The 15,274-nt window shown below is 60.6% G+C and carries 17 protein-coding genes; 9 read left to right on the top strand and 8 right to left on the bottom strand.

All coding sequences use genetic code 11. From position 1 onward, the window contains the following. The first annotated feature begins 56 nt into the window (after positions 1–56). On the top strand, positions 57–989 hold the full coding sequence (locus ACP7BX_RS02105) for a D-2-hydroxyacid dehydrogenase (RefSeq protein ID WP_426129540.1): 933 nt from the start codon (positions 57–59) through the stop codon (positions 987–989). A gap of 35 nt (positions 990–1,024) precedes the next feature. Here ACP7BX_RS02105 and ACP7BX_RS02100 read toward each other — a convergent pair whose 3' ends face one another. Further along, complete coding sequence (locus ACP7BX_RS02100) at positions 1,025–1,609, bottom strand: nitroreductase family protein (RefSeq protein WP_426129538.1); 585 nt, start codon at positions 1,607–1,609, stop codon at positions 1,025–1,027. Between the two features lie 154 nt (positions 1,610–1,763). On the opposite strand from ACP7BX_RS02100, the gene ACP7BX_RS02095 reads away from it, so the two are divergent. Next, positions 1,764–2,213: a YcgN family cysteine cluster protein gene (locus ACP7BX_RS02095; protein ID WP_003172524.1), complete on the top strand. Its 450-nt coding sequence runs from the start codon at positions 1,764–1,766 to the stop codon at positions 2,211–2,213. A gap of 12 nt (positions 2,214–2,225) precedes the next feature. After that, positions 2,226–3,446, top strand: a complete 1,221-nt coding sequence (locus tag ACP7BX_RS02090) for a hypothetical protein (RefSeq protein ID WP_426129536.1) — start codon at positions 2,226–2,228, stop codon at positions 3,444–3,446. On the opposite strand, the gene ACP7BX_RS02085 is transcribed toward ACP7BX_RS02090, so the two are convergent. The 3 genes from ACP7BX_RS02085 to ACP7BX_RS02075 form a co-directional block, all read right to left on the bottom strand. After that, positions 3,443–3,793 carry a YgaP family membrane protein gene (locus ACP7BX_RS02085; RefSeq protein WP_426129534.1) on the bottom strand — a complete coding sequence of 117 codons (351 nt, stop codon included), beginning with the start codon at positions 3,791–3,793 and terminating at the stop codon, positions 3,443–3,445. The two genes, ACP7BX_RS02090 and ACP7BX_RS02085, sit on opposite strands and share 4 nt — an antisense overlap. Before the next feature lie 68 nt (positions 3,794–3,861). Then, a complete protein-coding gene (locus tag ACP7BX_RS02080; RefSeq protein ID WP_003189607.1) occupies positions 3,862–4,329 on the bottom strand; it encodes an RNA methyltransferase in 468 nt (155 codons plus the stop codon). A gap of 181 nt (positions 4,330–4,510) precedes the next feature. Continuing rightward, positions 4,511–4,885 (bottom strand): YajD family HNH nuclease, encoded by a 375-nt coding sequence (locus ACP7BX_RS02075; RefSeq protein ID WP_003210675.1) that lies wholly within the window; start codon positions 4,883–4,885, stop codon positions 4,511–4,513. 97 nt (positions 4,886–4,982) lie between these two features. On the opposite strand from ACP7BX_RS02075, the gene ACP7BX_RS02070 reads away from it, so the two are divergent. Continuing rightward, positions 4,983–5,903 (top strand): ParB/Srx family N-terminal domain-containing protein, encoded by a 921-nt coding sequence (locus ACP7BX_RS02070; RefSeq protein ID WP_314525924.1) that lies wholly within the window; start codon positions 4,983–4,985, stop codon positions 5,901–5,903. A gap of 4 nt (positions 5,904–5,907) precedes the next feature. Here the strand turns inward: ACP7BX_RS02070 and ACP7BX_RS02065 are convergent, their stop codons facing one another. Further along, positions 5,908–6,588 carry a spermidine synthase gene (locus tag ACP7BX_RS02065; RefSeq protein ID WP_038846233.1) on the bottom strand — a complete coding sequence of 227 codons (681 nt, stop codon included), beginning with the start codon at positions 6,586–6,588 and terminating at the stop codon, positions 5,908–5,910. Between the two features lie 78 nt (positions 6,589–6,666). On the opposite strand from ACP7BX_RS02065, the gene ACP7BX_RS02060 reads away from it, so the two are divergent. Beyond that, on the top strand, positions 6,667–6,945 hold the full coding sequence (locus tag ACP7BX_RS02060; protein WP_038846232.1) for a hypothetical protein: 279 nt from the start codon (positions 6,667–6,669) through the stop codon (positions 6,943–6,945). On the opposite strand, the gene ACP7BX_RS02055 is transcribed toward ACP7BX_RS02060, so the two are convergent. After that, positions 6,942–7,415: a cyclic nucleotide-binding domain-containing protein gene (locus ACP7BX_RS02055; RefSeq protein WP_016975234.1), complete on the bottom strand. Its 474-nt coding sequence runs from the start codon at positions 7,413–7,415 to the stop codon at positions 6,942–6,944. The two genes, ACP7BX_RS02060 and ACP7BX_RS02055, sit on opposite strands and share 4 nt — an antisense overlap. A 68-nt stretch (positions 7,416–7,483) precedes the next feature. Further along, on the bottom strand, positions 7,484–9,526 hold the full coding sequence (locus ACP7BX_RS02050) for a S9 family peptidase (RefSeq protein ID WP_426129530.1): 2,043 nt from the start codon (positions 9,524–9,526) through the stop codon (positions 7,484–7,486). A gap of 1,149 nt (positions 9,527–10,675) precedes the next feature. Between ACP7BX_RS02050 and ltrA the strand changes: the two genes are divergently transcribed. From ltrA to ACP7BX_RS02030, 4 genes are all read left to right on the top strand, one after another. Then, positions 10,676–12,382, top strand: coding sequence for a group II intron reverse transcriptase/maturase (gene ltrA / locus ACP7BX_RS02045; protein ID WP_426129528.1), 1,707 nt, complete (start codon positions 10,676–10,678; stop codon positions 12,380–12,382). 87 nt (positions 12,383–12,469) lie between these two features. Further along, complete coding sequence (locus tag ACP7BX_RS02040; RefSeq protein WP_426129526.1) at positions 12,470–12,940, top strand: MFS transporter; 471 nt, start codon at positions 12,470–12,472, stop codon at positions 12,938–12,940. Between the two features lie 30 nt (positions 12,941–12,970). Continuing rightward, positions 12,971–13,747, top strand: a complete 777-nt coding sequence (locus tag ACP7BX_RS02035) for a class II glutamine amidotransferase (RefSeq protein ID WP_061435721.1) — start codon at positions 12,971–12,973, stop codon at positions 13,745–13,747. A gap of 11 nt (positions 13,748–13,758) precedes the next feature. Next, a complete protein-coding gene (locus ACP7BX_RS02030) occupies positions 13,759–14,301 on the top strand; it encodes a DUF2937 family protein (protein WP_016975238.1) in 543 nt (180 codons plus the stop codon). 3 nt (positions 14,302–14,304) lie between these two features. Here ACP7BX_RS02030 and ACP7BX_RS02025 read toward each other — a convergent pair whose 3' ends face one another. Beyond that, positions 14,305–15,222: a LysR family transcriptional regulator gene (locus tag ACP7BX_RS02025; RefSeq protein WP_038846225.1), complete on the bottom strand. Its 918-nt coding sequence runs from the start codon at positions 15,220–15,222 to the stop codon at positions 14,305–14,307. Positions 15,223–15,274 lie beyond the last annotated feature (52 nt).

Below are 15,274 nucleotides of genomic sequence, written 5' to 3'. Positions count from 1 at the left end.
GGCGGTGGCCGTAAGGATGCGGGCAGCCGTCCGTACTGTTTTGAAAGGTTTTATGCATGCGTGTTCTGATTGCTGAACAGGATCACCCGCTCTACGCCCAATTGCTCGGCGAAGCGGCACCGGACCTTGAAGTGCTGACCAGCGGCGACTCGGCCGAACTGTCGCGCCTGGCCGCCGATTGCCCGGTGTGGCTGGGCCAGCCGGACCTGCTGGCGACGCTGCTGCGCCAAGGCCATCAGCCGCAATGGTTGCAATCGACCTGGGCCGGCATAACGCCGCTGCTGGCTGAAGGCCTGCCACGCGACTATCGCCTGACCCGTGCGGTCGGTATTTATGGCCAGGTCATGGCCGAATTCGTGCTCACCTATATGCTCGGCCATGAGCGCGAAGTGTTGGCGCGCCTGGTCAGCCAGGTCGAGCGCAAATGGGACAACCGCATGGGCCAGAGCCTGGCGGGGCGCAAGGTGCTGATCGTCGGCACCGGCGACATCGGCCAGAGCGTTGCCGAGTTCCTGGTGCCCTTCGGTGTGAAGCTGTACGGCATCGCCAGTTCCACTCGGGAACAGGCACCGTTTATCGAAGTGGCCGGGCTTGAAGCCCTGGGTCGCCTGGTGGGTGAGGTGGACTACGTAATCAACCTGCTGCCTAACACGCCAAGCACCCATGATCTGTACGACGCGGCGCTGTTCAAGCAATTCAAGCCGACCGGGTTGTTTATCAATGTCGGGCGCGGTGTGTCGGTAGTGGACGCGGACTTGGTCGAGGCCTTGAAAGAAGGGCATTTGGCCGGTGCGGTGATTGATGTGTGCCGCCAGGAACCGTTGCCGCAACGCCATCCGTTCTGGACGGCATGGGGCCTGTTGTTGACCGGCCACAGCTCGGCGCCGACCTCGCCGGCACTGATGGTGGAGTTGTTCGTGCAAAACCTGCGGGCGTATCAGGCCAAGCAAGACTTGCGCGGCAACGTGGATTTCGAGCGCGGTTACTGACAGCAGAGGAGCCGGCATGCCGGCTCCTCTTGGCATTACAGGCTGAAATCACCTTCCGAGACCAACTCGCTCAACGGACGACGTGGGCTCGGCGCTTCACGACCCTGCAGGTATTCCGGCAAGGTCGACTTGTCCCCCAGCTTGCCAACCGCAACAGCGGCATGCAGGGCATAACCTTCCGGGATTTTCAGTTCTTCGCGGGTCAGTTCCTGATCGAAACCGGCCATGCCGTGGGTGTGCCAACCGCTGAGGCTGGCTTGCAGCGCCAGGTGGCCCCAGGCCGAGCCGGTATCGAAGGTGTGCCACAGCGCCGGGGTTTCTTCGCTGGCGCCGGGGGCGGTGAAGTCGGTTTTCGAGGCGATGATCACCAGGGCCGACGCATGCTGCGCCCAGTTGCGGTTGAATTCATTCAGCAAGCCCAGGAAACGCTCCCAGTCCGGCGTGTCGCGGCGCGCGTAGAGAAAGCGCCATGGCTGGGAGTTGTAGGCGGACGGCGCCCAGCGCGCGGCTTCGAAGAAACTCAACAGGGTTTCTTGCGGGATGTTCTCGCCGGTGAAGGCGCGGGGCGACCAACGGTCGGTGAACTGGGTGTGGATCGGATAATCGGCAACACGTGTCATGGAGCAGTTCCTGATCGTCAATTCGGCGCTCAAAACTACTGCGCGGCCACTAGACTGACAAGTGTTGTTACACCGCCAGTCGTAAGCGCTTGGCCCCAGGGGCCTTGGGCACTAGACTGGCGGCCTTTTCACCTACCGATACTGATGTAGAGCCATGGCCGCCAAAGTCGAACCTTTCTGGATACGCAAAACCCTTGAACACCTCGACCAGGAGGAGTGGGAGTCGTTGTGCGACGGCTGTGGCCTGTGCTGCCTGCAAAAGCTTGAGGATGAAGACGACAATAGCGTCTATTACACGCGGATCGCCTGCAAACTGCTCGACCTGAAAACCTGCCAGTGCACCGACTACCCCAACCGTCGCGCCTCGGTGCCGGACTGCATCCAGCTCACGCCGGGCCAGGCCGACCAGTTCAAATGGTTGCCGCCCACCTGCGGCTATCGGCTGGTCAGCGAACGCAAGGACCTGCCGCTGTGGCACCACCTGGTTTGCGGCGACCGCGATGCCGTGCACCACGAACGCATTTCCCAGTCCGGACGCATGCTCAGCGAAGGCAGCGTGCCCGAAGATGACTGGGAGGATTACCTGATTTTCCGCGCGGGCTGACAAGGAGTGGGTATGAGGGGGGCAATCAAGCTGGCGGCATCTGTGGTGTTGCTTGCACTGAGTACATCCGCGTGGTGCGCGAAGAAAGTCGACCTGGACTATCACGTCAAACTGTTGCCCCAGACGGATCAGGCCGAGGTGCGCGTGAGCCTGTCCCAAGGCTCGGCGGTGCGCAGCCTGAACTTCGACCTTGGCGCCGACGGTGACTACAGCGACTTCAAGGCCGACGGACAGTGGCGCATCACTGAGCATCGTGGCCTGTGGCAACCCAGCGCCAACAAGGCCAGCCTGACTTACCGCGTACGCCTCACCCATGCACGCAAGGCCGGTCTCTATGAAGCGCGGATGACGCCGAGCTGGGCGCTGTTTCGCGGCGAAGACCTGGTGCCGACCGCGCGGCTCGACCAGCAGGACGGCGTCGAGTTGGTCTCACGCCTGGTGTTCGAACTGCCGGCCGGCTGGAAAAGCGTCGAAACCGCTTGGCCGCGCATCGGCAAGAACAAGTTCCGCATCGACAACGTCTCCCGCCTGTTCGACCGGCCCACCGGCTGGATGCTCGCCGGTAACCTCGGCAGCCGCCGCGTGCGCCTGGGCGAGACGGAAGTCACCGTGGCTTCGCCCAAAGGCCAGGCCATGCGCCGCATGGACGTGCTGACGTTGCTGACCTTCGTCTGGCCACAAGTGGAAGCGGCCTTCCCACGCCATCCGGCCAAGCTGCTGGTGGTGGGCGCCAGTGACCCGATGCGCCGTGGCGCGTTCTCGGCGCGGGATTCGGTCTACCTCAACAGCCGCACGCCGCTGGTCAGCGAAAACGGCAGCAGCCCGTTGATCCGCGAAGTGGTGCAGGCGATTGGGCGCTTCAATGACCACGACACCAGTGACTGGATCAGCGAGGGCCTGGCCGAGTACTACGCCATCGAGCTGGTGCGTCGGGCCGGTGGCATCACCGACGAGCGGTATCAGGCGATACAGGCGCGACTGAACAAGGAAGGCAAGGACGTGGCCAGCCTGCGCGGCGAACACGCCAGCGGTGCGACGGTGTCACGGGCGGTGGTGGTGTTGCAGGAGCTGGACCGCGAGATCCGCGTAAAGACGCATAACAAGCGCTCGCTGGATGACCTCGCGCAGGCGGTGATGCGGGCCAACAGCATCACCACCGCGGAGTTCGTGCAACTGGCTGAAAGTATCATCGGCGAGTCGTCGGTGGTGCTGGACAACAAGCTGCTGCGTTAGACGGTGGTTTTGGTGGCCTTCTCGGCCGCTACTTCAGCCTTGGTCTTCAGATTCTTCAGCTCGGCCCCGGCGCGTTCGATCTTCGTGCGCACGGTATTCATTTCCTGGCGGCCCTGTTCCAGCTTGTCCTTGAGCGAGCTGTGCCCGGTAAAACCACGGGCCAGCGCCACGCCGCCGATCGCCACCTGGATCAAGCCGAAAATCCCGCCACGGCGCAGGCCTTTGCCGACCATCATCACGCCACCGGCCACCGAGCCGATGCGCTCCCAGCCGTGCACGTTCTGCGTGGGCTGGGTCTCGAAAGGCGTGTGTTCGATGATAGGTCGCAAGGTTTTGCTGTCGCTCATGATCTGTCTCCAACGAGGGCTATTGATAAGTAGCTGACTGCCCGCAGGTGCCGGATGTTCCCGAAAAATCAGTACTTGGGGCCCGAGCGGGTGTTGTTGCCCTTGGCCAGGCGGTCGTAGAGCACCACGTTGACGGTGGCGGCGAGGTTCATGCAACCGGTGGTCGGGATGTAGACCACGTCTTCGCACCAGTCGCGGATCTCTTTGTCCAGCGATCCGTCTTCCGGACCAAAGATGTACAGCGCGCGGTCAGGGTGGGTGTATTCGGGCAGGGGGCGAGCGCCTTCTACCAGTTCCACGGCGACGGGGATGCAGCCCAGGGGCAGGATCTTTTTCAGGTCATCGATGCCGATCAGCGGAATGTCGTGGTGGACTTTCTTGGTGTCGGTGATGAAGTCCCGCGCGCGCTCGTAACGCACGCCGGTGTAGAACACCGAGGCCACGCCGTAGCAGCCGGCGGCACGCATGACCGAACCGACGTTTTCGGGGGATTTGGGGTTATACAAACCGATGCAGCTGTAGCGTTTATTGCCCACGGGGAAGGGTGCCTTGGAGAAAAACGGCGATTATACGGGGATTAGGCAGGGTGCGGTGTTGTCTGGGATATCGCTATCGCGGGCAAGCCCGGCTCCCACAGGGGAATGCATTCCAATTGTGGGAGCTGCGGTGCGACGATTCGACTTGCCTGCGAAGAGGCCGGCACAGTCAGCGAAGATTTCAGTCGTCTTTCTTCATCAACCCCGCCAACGCCGCAAACGGGTTATGCGTGGCCTTGGCAATCGTCGGGCTGCTGGTGGAGCCTTCGCCGAAATACTGCTGGTCGGTGTAGCGCGAGTGTTCGTTGTCATGGCAATACAGGCAGAGCAGCTCCCAGTTGGAACCGTCCTGGGGATTGTCATCATGATTGTGGTTTCGATGGTGTACGGTCAGCTCGCTCAGGCGTTTGCCGGCGAACTCACGGGCGCAGCGGCCGCACACGTGGGGGTACATTTTCAAGGCTTTATCGCGGTAGCCCATTTCCCGGTCGCGCTGGGCATCGGCAAGGATGCGGTCCAGCTTGGCGGTGTGGGAGGGCGGGTTGGTCGAGCTCATCATGGCTCCTGGCTATTTGGGGGTTCACGGATAGGGTTGATTCTAGCCGCTCGCGTTGCAAATAACCGCTTCACTTTACTCATAAGGACTGAAACTCATGCGTTTGCATTCATGGACTGTTGCACTGTTGTTGTGTGGGCTCACGGCCCAAGCCCAAGCGTTTTCTACACCCCAGCCCGGCCAGGTGATCGAGGTGGCCCTCGATCAATTGCACCCGACCCAGGCCGTGGTGGGGTTCGACCAGATCTACTACAGTCTCGGCCTGTTCGCCGACAAACCCGCCAAGGTCTTCGATGAATACTGCGAAACCAACGGCCAGGGCGAAGCCGACAACGTGCCCAAGGGCGCGGACCTGCACAAACCGGCGAGCTTCACCTGCAAGGACCCGGTGGGCACCCATCCCGACGACATGAAGACCGTGGTAGTCGGCCCTGGCGGCCAGTTGTACCTGACCGACGGTCACCACAGCTTCACTACCTTGTGGGAAGTGCCCGGCGGCGGGCCTCGCCTGAACATGTGGGTCAAGGTCACCGACGACTTCAGCAACAGCCCGACTCTGGCCAACTTCTGGCAGCGCATGCAGGCCGCTCGCAAGGTCTGGCTCAAGGATAATCAAGGCCAGACCCTGCCGCCCGAGCAACTGCCGGCGCACCTGGGCTTCAAGAACCTGCAGGACGATACCTTCCGCAGCCTGGTGTATTTCACCCGCAAGGCCGCGTATGGCAAGCCCGAGGCGGGCGAGATCGCACCGGAGTTCCTGGAGTTCTACTGGGGCAATTGGTTGCGCACTCAAATTGACCTGGGCAAGTACAACCTGAACAAGAAGGGTGGCTACAAGGACGCCATCGAGGCCGTGGCCAAGCGCATGGTCAGCCTGGCGCCGGGCTCACAGGTTGGCGACAGCGGTTTCACCGCCCATCAACTGGGCGGCATGACCCAACTCGACCGTAACGAGCTGGAGAAAACCTTCGACAAAAAAGTGCCGTACGTGATCGATTACCGCAATTCCCTGCGCTAGCCGATCACAGCTTCTGCGCAATCCAGATGGTGTGCCGGGTGCCCTTGTTGCCATGGGCGAATACCTGCACTTCCTCGGCCTTGAAACCGGCCTTGCGCAGTTTGTCGCTGAACAGCTTGTCCGCGCTGGCCGACCACACGGCCAGCACGCCTTTGGGGCGCAGGGCCTTGGCGCAGGCCGCCAGGCCTCCGGCGGAGTAGAGCCAACTGTTGGCCTTTTGCGTGAGACCTTCGGGGCCGTTGTCCACATCCAGCATGATCGCATCAAAGCCCTGGGGCTCGGCTTGCAGCACCTTGGCCACGTCTTCCAGGCGGATCACCGTGCGCGGGTCCAGCAGCGGGCGGCCGGATTTTTCGCCCAGTGGCCCACGGTTCCATTCCACGACGCCTGGCACCAGTTCTGCCACGACCACTTCGGCAGTCTTGCCCAGGTGCTTGAGCGCTGACGCCAGGGTAAAGCCCATGCCCAAGCCACCGATCAACACCCGTGAGTCCGCACGCCCGGCGACTTTGCGGCAGGGGATCTCCGCCAGCGCATCTTCGGAACCGTGCATGCGCGTGTTCATCAACTGGCCGCCATCACCGCCCTGAATCTTGATGACGAAATCTTCACCGTATTCGAACAGGCACAAGGCACCGCCGTTGTCGGGGATCGGGGTGGTGTCCAGCAGAACGAAACGTTTCATGGAAATCTCATTGGGAAGGGCATTCTTGCGCGGTTGGGAGTAGCCTTACGACATTCCGGTCAGGCCATGGAGCCATCGATGAAGTGCAGCATTCTAACGGTCATTGTGTTGAGCGCGCTCGCCTCTGGTGCGGTGCAGGCTCAGGAGTTGCAAACCGTACCGGTCGCGCCCGCCCCAACGCCAGGCGCACCGGGCACCCCGACGCCGACGTTGTACCCGCAAGTCACCCCACCGGCCGTGCCCAAGACCAACGGCTCGCCGCCCTTGGTGCCCATCGTGCTGCCCACGCCACCCAAGGACCAGACGGTGCCGGGCCTGCTGCAGAATGACAGCAAGCCGAAGACGCCGGGCGGCTAGAACTGTTGCGAAAGTAATTGCCCGTCGGCCATGCGCAGGCGCTTGGACAGGGCGATGGCAATCGCGCGGATGATCTTGGCGGCGACCCTGGGCGCTTCGTTGAGCATTTTTTCCAGGGAGTCCTTGCCCAGGTTCAACAGCACGCAGTCACTGGCCGCCATGCAACTGGCCGAGCGGCGCTCGCCGTCGAGTACGGCCATTTCGCCGAAGGCCCGGCCACTGCGTAGGGTGGCGATGGTCAGGCGCTGGCCGTCGTGGTTGGTTTTCTGCACCGCCACCTGGCCGCTGTGGAGGATGCACATGAACGTGCCAGCATCGCCCTCAAGGAAAATCACCTCATCGCGGGCAATGCTGCTGATATTGAAATAGCCGGCGGCGACGTGAAAGTCTTCCGGCAACAGCGGGTCGAACAGGCCGCAATCCATAAGCATGTCGCGGATTTCGGTATTCATTAGCGTCGGTAGTGCCATGGCTGCAATCTTGGTCCATCAATCAGTAGGCGGTCCTGTGTTCAGACAGGACCGCCCTACGAAGTTCCTTAAACCAGCCCCAGCGCCTTGAACACAAAGCCATATTCGAGTGCTACGTCACGTAATCCCTGGTAACGACCGCTCATGCCACCGTGGCCGGCGCCCAGTTCGGTCTTGAGCAGCAGCAGGTTGTCGTCGGTCTTGGTGTCGCGCAGCTTGGCCACCCACTTGGCGGCTTCCCAATATTGCACGCGGCTGTCGTTGTAGCCGGCGATCACCAGCAGGTGCGGGTAGGCCTGGGCGCGAACGTTTTCGTAGGGCGCGTAGGCCTTGATGCGTTCGTAGACGTCCGGTTCTTCCGGGTTGCCCCACTCGTCGTACTCGGTGATGGTCAGCGGCAATTCCGGGTCGAGCATGGTGTTGAGTACATCGACGAACGGCACTTCGGCAATCGCCGCCTGGAACAGCTCCGGGCGCTGGTTAAGCACCGCGCCGATCAACAAGCCACCGGCACTGCCGCCGCTGATGGCCAGTTGTTTGGACGTGGTCAGGCCCTCGGCGATCAGGTGTTCGGCGCAGGCGATAAAGTCGCTGAAGGTGTTCTGCTTGTGTTCCTGCTTGCCGTTGCGATACCAGGCCTCGCCCAGCTCACCGCCGCCGCGCACGTGGGCGATGGCAAACGCCACGCCTCGGTCCAGCAGGCTCAGGCGTGCGTGGGAGAACCACGGGTCCAGGCTCGAACCGTAGGCGCCGTAGCCGTACAGATACAGAGGCGTTGGTTTACCCAACTGGTCGCGCTTGACCACCAGGCTGATCGGCACCTGGGTGCCATCTGCCGAGGTGGCCCAGAGGCGCTGGCTCACGTAATCATCGGCGTTGAACACGCCGAGTACCGGGGTTTCCTTGAGCACCTGTTGCGCGCCGCTGGCCAGTTCCAGCTGGCGCACCTGGGCTGGACGGTTCAGGGCTTCGTAGCGCAGGCGGATTTTGTCGCTGACAAACTCCAGGCTGTTCTGTACGTAGAGGCTGTAGGCGGCGTCAGGCAATTCCACGCGATAGGCCGGCAAGCCCTGCGGGTGCACTTCGATCACCGGCAGGCCGCCGATGCGCAGGCTCAGGGTCATGGCGTGGGTGTTCAGGCTCACGCCGTCGAGCATCACCTCATCGCTGTGGGGGATCAGGTTCTGCCATTCAGCTTCGGTCGGCACGTCGCCAATGTCGGTTGCCACGAACAGCGCGTAGTTGATGCCATCGCGGTTGCTGCGGATAAACCAGGTCCACGCGCCATTCAACTGGCCGTGGTCGACATCGTACTCATGGTCTTCGACCCGTGGCGCCAGGCAGGTGAAGTCCAGGTGTGGCTGGTCGGCGTCCAGGGCCCAGACTTCGCTGGTGGTCTTGCTGCCCAGTGACAGCAGCAGCTGGCGCTCGGAGCTGGAACGGTAGCAATGCAGGAAGAAACGGCCGTCGGGCTCATGGAACACTTCCTGCGCCGCGGTGCCGTCCAGGCGATAGCGATACAGCTTGTGCGGGCGGTGGGTGTCGTCCAGTTCGCCGAAGAACAGGGTCAGGCTGTCATTCGCCCAGGTCATGCTGCCGTCGCAGTCTTCAAACGCCAGTTCGCTGACTTTGCCGGTGGCCAATTCCTTCACGTACAGGGTGTAGATCTCTTCACCGCTGGTATCGAGGCTGTAGGCCAGGCGCTGGTGGTCGGGGCTGATGCTGAACGCGCCGAGGGAGAAGAAACCGCCATTGGCCAGCACGTTCGGGTCCAGCAACAACTCTTCGCTGCTGTCATCCACCTGGTTGCTGTCGTCGGCCGGGCGACGGCAGCGGTAGTGGCGGGCGTATTCGTCACCGGCGGTGGTGCGGGTGTAATACAGATACGGGCCCCACGGCGAAGGCAGCGACAGATCGGTTTCGAGAATGCGGCCCTTGATTTCCTCGAACAGGGTTTCGCGCAGCGCTGCCTGATCGGCGAGTTGCGCTTCCTGCCAGGCGTTTTCGGCCTTGAGGTAATCGAGCACCTCAGCGCTGTCGCGCTCTTGCAGCCAGGCGTACGGATCTGAGCCTTGGGCCTTGCGGGCAATCGGAGCGGTCGATGTAGGCATGGGATTAATCTCTATCGGGCGGACGGTGGCAGGCATTGCAGCCGCGACACGCAAAAGCCGTTATCATAGCCGCCTGTGTGCGACACGCGTAGCGTGTCTTCAGAACCTCGAGGTGTTCAGTCATCTTGAGGGATTTCCATCGCGGAAATCGACAGCTTGGGTACCCAGTCCCAGGAACCAAAACTGCCCTTTAAGTCCAATGCCTTCAAGGACTTACCGCTGCGGCGGTTGGCACAGAGATAGGTCGACTAGCACTTGGAAGCTCGACCACAGGACCGGTTCCCCCGGTCTTGAAGTGCACTTTAGTCCTCAGCCCTTTTAGGGCTCATCCCATGCGGGAGAGAATCCCCGCAGGGGTTTTCTCCTGCGTCTGAAACAGGAGGAAACAATATAGAGAGCATGCTGACTCGTCAGTTCCTGCTCACTTTCATCTGGAGACTCGAGCGAAAGCTCTGTCTGTCATTCTCCAACTACCTTGCCTGCAAGGTGGCAGCGGACTCGTTGTGCGACCAACGATAGCCTAGGAAAACATGCGTCACTGGTAACGGTGGGGTGTGAAGCTTTTCCAACAATGCAGTCCCCGTCAGGGTGTGCTTTTACCGTGAGGTGAGGCACAGACGCTCGGAGCAGTGCCGGGTCGAGACGCTAGGCTGGTTGGCATGGGTAACGTAAGTGAACTGCTGATAAACACCGTAACTATGAACAAGCCAAAACTGCTGACAGGCTTGGGCCAAAAGGCACGTGGTCGGTTACGTCCGTACAGGTTGGGCGTACGTCGTCCTCAAGACCACCGGTGAAAAGGCAGACCCTAAACCAATCGTGTGACAGGCAGGGAACGTGGTAAGCCCGTATGGCTGCCTTCGGGCAGGTGAACCGCAAGGGGATCTGTTGGCTGTGCGGGTATGGGATCGCAGAAAAAGCGAACGCCGGGCTGTAATGGCTCGGATAGGGGTTGGGACATTACCCCACGGGAAACCGGGCAGACTTCTGCGTGGTCTTTTATCGCATGAACACTGAGTGAACCTGTCTCAAATATCTTCGAAGTCCGGCAGTAATGGGCTTCTTATTCATCCACTCCTGGCGGGAGCGTCCATTCCCGTCAGGGGATGCGTACGTCTTCTGCTCGGGGCAACTTGAGAGGAAGGCAGCATGTTAGTACCTAGCCAGATGGCCGGGTCTGCGCCTTCCGGCGCTCCGCAGCATTGGCACGACATCGATTGGTGTCGTGTTCAGCGGAACGTACGGGCGATGCAGATTCGGATTGCGAAGGCTTGTGGGGAAGGCGACTGGCGCCGGGTGAAAGCCCTGCAACGGATGCTGACCCGTTCACGTTCAGCCAGATACTTGGCCGTACGGCGAGTCACTGAAAACCAAGGTAAGCGCACGGCGGGAGTCGACCGCGTGCTTTGGGATACACCCGATGCCAAATGGAAAGCGGCAAATGGGTTGAAGCGCCACGGGTATAAGCCACGGCCATTACGGCGTGTATTTATCCCGAAGTCGAATGGGAAAGAACGCCCTCTGGGCATTCCAACCATGACTGACAGAGCCATGCAGGCTCTTTACCTGCTGGCCCTGGCGCCCATCGCGGAAACCACCGGCGATCCGAACAGTTACGGCTTTCGGATCGAGCGTTCCACGGCGGATGCGATGGGGCAATTGTTCGTGTGCCTATCCAAGAAGGTTTCGGCCCAATGGGTGTTGGAGGCGGACATCAAAGGTTGCTTTGACCACATTAACCACGACTGGTTGATCGCTAATGTCTCTACAGACAAGGAGATCCTTCGGAAGTGGCTGAAGGCTGGTGTGATTCATAAAAGCCAACTACAGGCAACAAATGCAGGTACGCCACAGGGAGGAATTATCTCGCCTACCTTGGCGAACTTGGTACTTGATGGACTGGAGTTACAGCTCAAGCAACATTTGGGCTTAACAAAGGCAAAGAAGCTGAAAATCAATGTGGTGCGATATGCGGATGATTTTGTGATTACTGGTAGCTCAAGAGAGGTGCTAGAAAACGAAATCAGACCTTGGGTCGAGCAGTTCCTCGCTGTACGGGGGTTGCAGTTGTCGCCTGAGAAAACTCACGTCGTCCATATAGATGAAGGCTTCGACTTCCTGGGTTGGAGTTTCCGCAAATACGACGGGAAGCTACTGATCAAACCGAGCAAAAGAAACGTGAAAGCGTTTTATCGCAAGGTGAAGGACGTCATAGACAACCACAAGATGGCGCCGCAGCACTATTTGATAGGGCTGCTCAATCCCATTTTTAAAGGCTGGGCGTTGTATCACCAGCCGGTTGTTGCCAAGCAAACGTACAGTCGCCTGGATCATTTGCTGTTCCGTGTTTTATGGCGTTGGGCGAAAAGGCGACATCCTAAGAAATCGCTGGAATGGGTCAAGAAGAAGTACTTCCGGACTCAAGAGAGCAAGGACTGGGTGTTCGCCACCACGGTTGTAGAAGATGACGGGAGCATACGGGTGGTCGAGTTGTACTCGCTAGCGAGTACGCCGATCGAACGGCACAAGAAGGTGAGTGGGGAGTACAACCCCTTCGACCCTTCCATGGAGGAAATGGGCGAGAAGCTGCGAATGACGCGGATGCTGAACAAGCTGAAGTACCGCAAGCAGATTTTGAGCCTGTTTCAGAGTCAAAAAGGATTGTGCCCATTGTGTAATGGAGCGATTACCAAGATAACGGGATGGCACGACCATCACATCATCCACCGCTCCCAAGGCGGTAGAGACACCTTGGATAACCGAGTACTATTGCACCCAGTGTGTCACCAACAGCTTCACAGCCGTGGATTGACAGTGAACAAGCCGGCCCCGCAAGGGGTTCTACTAAAGACTTGAGCCGTATGCGTTGAAAGACGCACGTATGGTTCTTAGGGGGAGGCAGACCAGTAATGGTCTGTCTCCACCCGACTTGCCAACCTTGCCATGGACACCATGACCGAGAACGACTATCTGACCGCTTGGGGCCTTTACGCCTTCGCCGCTTTGGGCTGCCTGTTGGTGTGGTGGCGCATGACCCGCTGGATCTGGCGCTGGCTGCGCGAGCCGCTGCTGTTGCTGATGGCGGTGTTGCTGTTCAGCCCGACCATCGTCGACCCGGTCAAGACCCAGTTCGCGCCTGCCGTGGCCATCACCGCCCTGGACCTGGTGCTCAAGGTCGGCAATAACGCCTGGCGGGCCATTTCCGATCTGTTCATGTACAGCATGATCGCCTTTGGCGTGTACCTGGTGTTCGTGCTGATCCGCTGGCCCATCGAGCGCGCTGCCAACGCCCGCCGTGAGCGCAAGGCCGCCGCGGATGCTGCGCTGGCCGCCGAACCGGATCAAGACGACGATGAAGTGCCTTTTCGCCGTCCGGCACCCGTGAGCGGTCTGCGCGTCGAACCGCGCCTTTAACGTTGTCCGCCCTGCTGCGAGAGCCCTGGCATGTGTGAATTATTGGGCATGAGTGCCAACGTCCCCACCGATATCGTGTTCAGCTTCACCGGGCTGATGCAGCGCGGTGGGCGCACCGGTCCCCACCGTGACGGTTGGGGCATCGCGTTCTATGAAGGCCGTGGCCTGCGCCTGTTCCAGGACCCGGCCGCGAGCAGCGAATCGGAAGTCGCGCTGCTGGTGCAGCGTTACCCGATCAAAAGCGAAGTGGTGATCGGCCATATCCGCCAGGCCAACGTCGGCAAGGTCAGCCTGGCCAATACTCACCCGTTCGTGCGCGAACTGTGGGGCCGCAACTGGTGCTTTGCGCATAACGGCCAATTGGCCGACTTCAATCCCCGCGCGACTTTCTATCGTCCCGTGGGCGATACCGACAGCGAAGCGGCCTTTTGCGATCTGCTCAACCGCGTGCGTGAAGCCTTCCCGGAGCCGGTGGACATTGAAAACGTCCTGCCGGACCTGATCGCCGCCTGCTCCGAATACCGCAGCAAAGGCGTGTTCAATTGCCTGCTCAGCGACGGCGACTGGCTGTTTTGCTATTGCTCGACCAAGTTGGCGCAAATCACCCGTCGCGCCCCGTTCGGCCCTGCACGCTTGAAAGATGTCGACGTGATCGTCGATTTTCAGGCCGAAACCACGCCCAATGACGTGGTGACCGTGATCGCCACCGAACCTTTGACCGACAACGAAAACTGGACCCGCTACGAACCGGGCCAATGGAGCCTGTGGCGACGCGGTGAATGCGTCAGCCAGGGCATCACCGAGTAAGGATATCGACCATGTTGCTCAGTTATCTGCGGTTGGTGCTGTTTGCCATTGGCCTGTTGGTCGGCGTGCAAGTGCCGGGGTTCATCAACGACTACGCCAAGCGCGTCGAAGCTCATCTGATCGAGGCCCAGACCGGCCTCAGCGGGTTTGAAAACACGGCACGGCAGTTCTTCAACGGTGACTTGAAGGCGTTGGTCGCGCATTACCGCGCCAGTGATGACCCGGTGTTTCAGAGCGACGCCAACAGCCTGGGCGCCATGCTTGACCGCCAGGTGGCGTTGGACAAGCAATTCCAGGCCATGCAAGGCCCGTGGTACATCCGCGCCCTGCAAGTGGCCGTGGCGGCGGATCCGGATATCCGCCAGGAAACCTGGAACGGCTACAGCTACCAGATCCTGCTGACGCCCGAGGCCATGGGCTGGGGGTTGGGCGGGGCGATGCTGTTGTCGTTCGGCCTGGAGTGCCTGTTCCGTCTGATCGACTGGGTGGTGTTGGGCGGCAAGCGCCTGCGCCAAAGCCGGCCGATCGAAGAGCGGGACCTCAAAGGGCTCTGAGCCTCACGGGTGAGCGAGCACCATCCGCTCCTCACCCACTTCCTCGGCATACCGTGCCACCACCTTCTGGCACAACCCCACAATCTCCTCCACCAGCTCCACCCCCACGCGCCACGACACCACCACCTGCAAGTTCGGCAGTTTCTGCGCCATCGGCAACATCACCAATTCCCCGCGCGCCAGTTCTTCGCTGACCAGCACCGGCGGCAGTGCGCCAATGCCAAAACCATCGCGCAGTAAACGGGTGATGGCCGACACCGAATTCACGCAGTTCATGCGTGGCGCGGCCACGCCGTTGGCCTGCATCAGGCTGATCACGTCCTGGTGCGGATGGGAGTTTTTCGAGTAGGTGATGATGCGTTCCTGCGCCAGTTCGGCGAGGGACGCGTAGTCACGGTTGTAGATCGACTGGCTGGCGACGATCCAGGCCATGGGGTGGCTGCACAGCTCCAGGCTGCGCACGGTTTCGAGGCGCAGCAGGTCGGTTTGCAGGATCAGGTCGAGGAAGCCTTTTTGCAGCTGATCGCTGAGGTTCAGCGCGGTATCGGCGACCAACTCGATTTCTACCAGCGGGAAGTGGTCCATCAGTTCCGCCACCAATGGGCTGAGCCAAGTGTGGATCACCGTGTCCATTGCGCCGATGCGGATGCGCCCGACCTTGCTGCTGGTGGTCTCCAGGGACTGCTTCAGGCCCTGCATCGTCACCATCATTTGCTCGGCGTAATCGAGCACCTTCAAGCCTTCCGGGGTCAGGCTCACACCGCGTGAGTCGCGCAGAAACAGCTTCACGCCCAACTCGCTTTCCAGCACGGCAATGCGGCTGGAGATCGACGCCTGGGTAGTGAACAACTTCTCGGCGGTCAGGCGGAAACTCTTGAGCTTGGCCACCCAGACGAAGGTTTCGAGGAACTTCAAATTCATGGGATCAACTTTTTCTTATGCATGGATCGGTTTTTATTAGTTGGACGCCGCA

The organism is Pseudomonas sp. DWP3-1-3b3, assembly GCF_049896305.1.
Lineage (GTDB): Bacteria > Pseudomonadota > Gammaproteobacteria > Pseudomonadales > Pseudomonadaceae > Aquipseudomonas > Aquipseudomonas azotoformans_A.
This window is presented reverse-complemented; position numbering and strand designations above follow the sequence as displayed.

Coding starts and splice junctions, on each gene's coding strand:
- ACP7BX_RS02105 (WP_426129540.1), top strand. CDS start 57: ATGCGTGTTCTGATTGCTGAACAGGATCACCCGCTCTACGCCCAATTG.
- ACP7BX_RS02100 (WP_426129538.1), bottom strand. CDS start 1,609: ATGACACGTGTTGCCGATTATCCGATCCACACCCAGTTCACCGACCGT.
- ACP7BX_RS02095 (WP_003172524.1), top strand. CDS start 1,764: ATGGCCGCCAAAGTCGAACCTTTCTGGATACGCAAAACCCTTGAACAC.
- ACP7BX_RS02090 (WP_426129536.1), top strand. CDS start 2,226: ATGAGGGGGGCAATCAAGCTGGCGGCATCTGTGGTGTTGCTTGCACTG.
- ACP7BX_RS02085 (WP_426129534.1), bottom strand. CDS start 3,793: ATGAGCGACAGCAAAACCTTGCGACCTATCATCGAACACACGCCTTTC.
- ACP7BX_RS02075 (WP_003210675.1), bottom strand. CDS start 4,885: ATGAGCTCGACCAACCCGCCCTCCCACACCGCCAAGCTGGACCGCATC.
- ACP7BX_RS02070 (WP_314525924.1), top strand. CDS start 4,983: ATGCGTTTGCATTCATGGACTGTTGCACTGTTGTTGTGTGGGCTCACG.
- ACP7BX_RS02065 (WP_038846233.1), bottom strand. CDS start 6,588: ATGAAACGTTTCGTTCTGCTGGACACCACCCCGATCCCCGACAACGGC.
- ACP7BX_RS02060 (WP_038846232.1), top strand. CDS start 6,667: ATGAAGTGCAGCATTCTAACGGTCATTGTGTTGAGCGCGCTCGCCTCT.
- ACP7BX_RS02055 (WP_016975234.1), bottom strand. CDS start 7,415: ATGGCACTACCGACGCTAATGAATACCGAAATCCGCGACATGCTTATG.
- ACP7BX_RS02050 (WP_426129530.1), bottom strand. CDS start 9,526: ATGCCTACATCGACCGCTCCGATTGCCCGCAAGGCCCAAGGCTCAGAT.
- ltrA (WP_426129528.1), top strand. CDS start 10,676: ATGTTAGTACCTAGCCAGATGGCCGGGTCTGCGCCTTCCGGCGCTCCG.
- ACP7BX_RS02040 (WP_426129526.1), top strand. CDS start 12,470: ATGGACACCATGACCGAGAACGACTATCTGACCGCTTGGGGCCTTTAC.
- ACP7BX_RS02035 (WP_061435721.1), top strand. CDS start 12,971: ATGTGTGAATTATTGGGCATGAGTGCCAACGTCCCCACCGATATCGTG.
- ACP7BX_RS02030 (WP_016975238.1), top strand. CDS start 13,759: ATGTTGCTCAGTTATCTGCGGTTGGTGCTGTTTGCCATTGGCCTGTTG.
- ACP7BX_RS02025 (WP_038846225.1), bottom strand. CDS start 15,222: ATGAATTTGAAGTTCCTCGAAACCTTCGTCTGGGTGGCCAAGCTCAAG.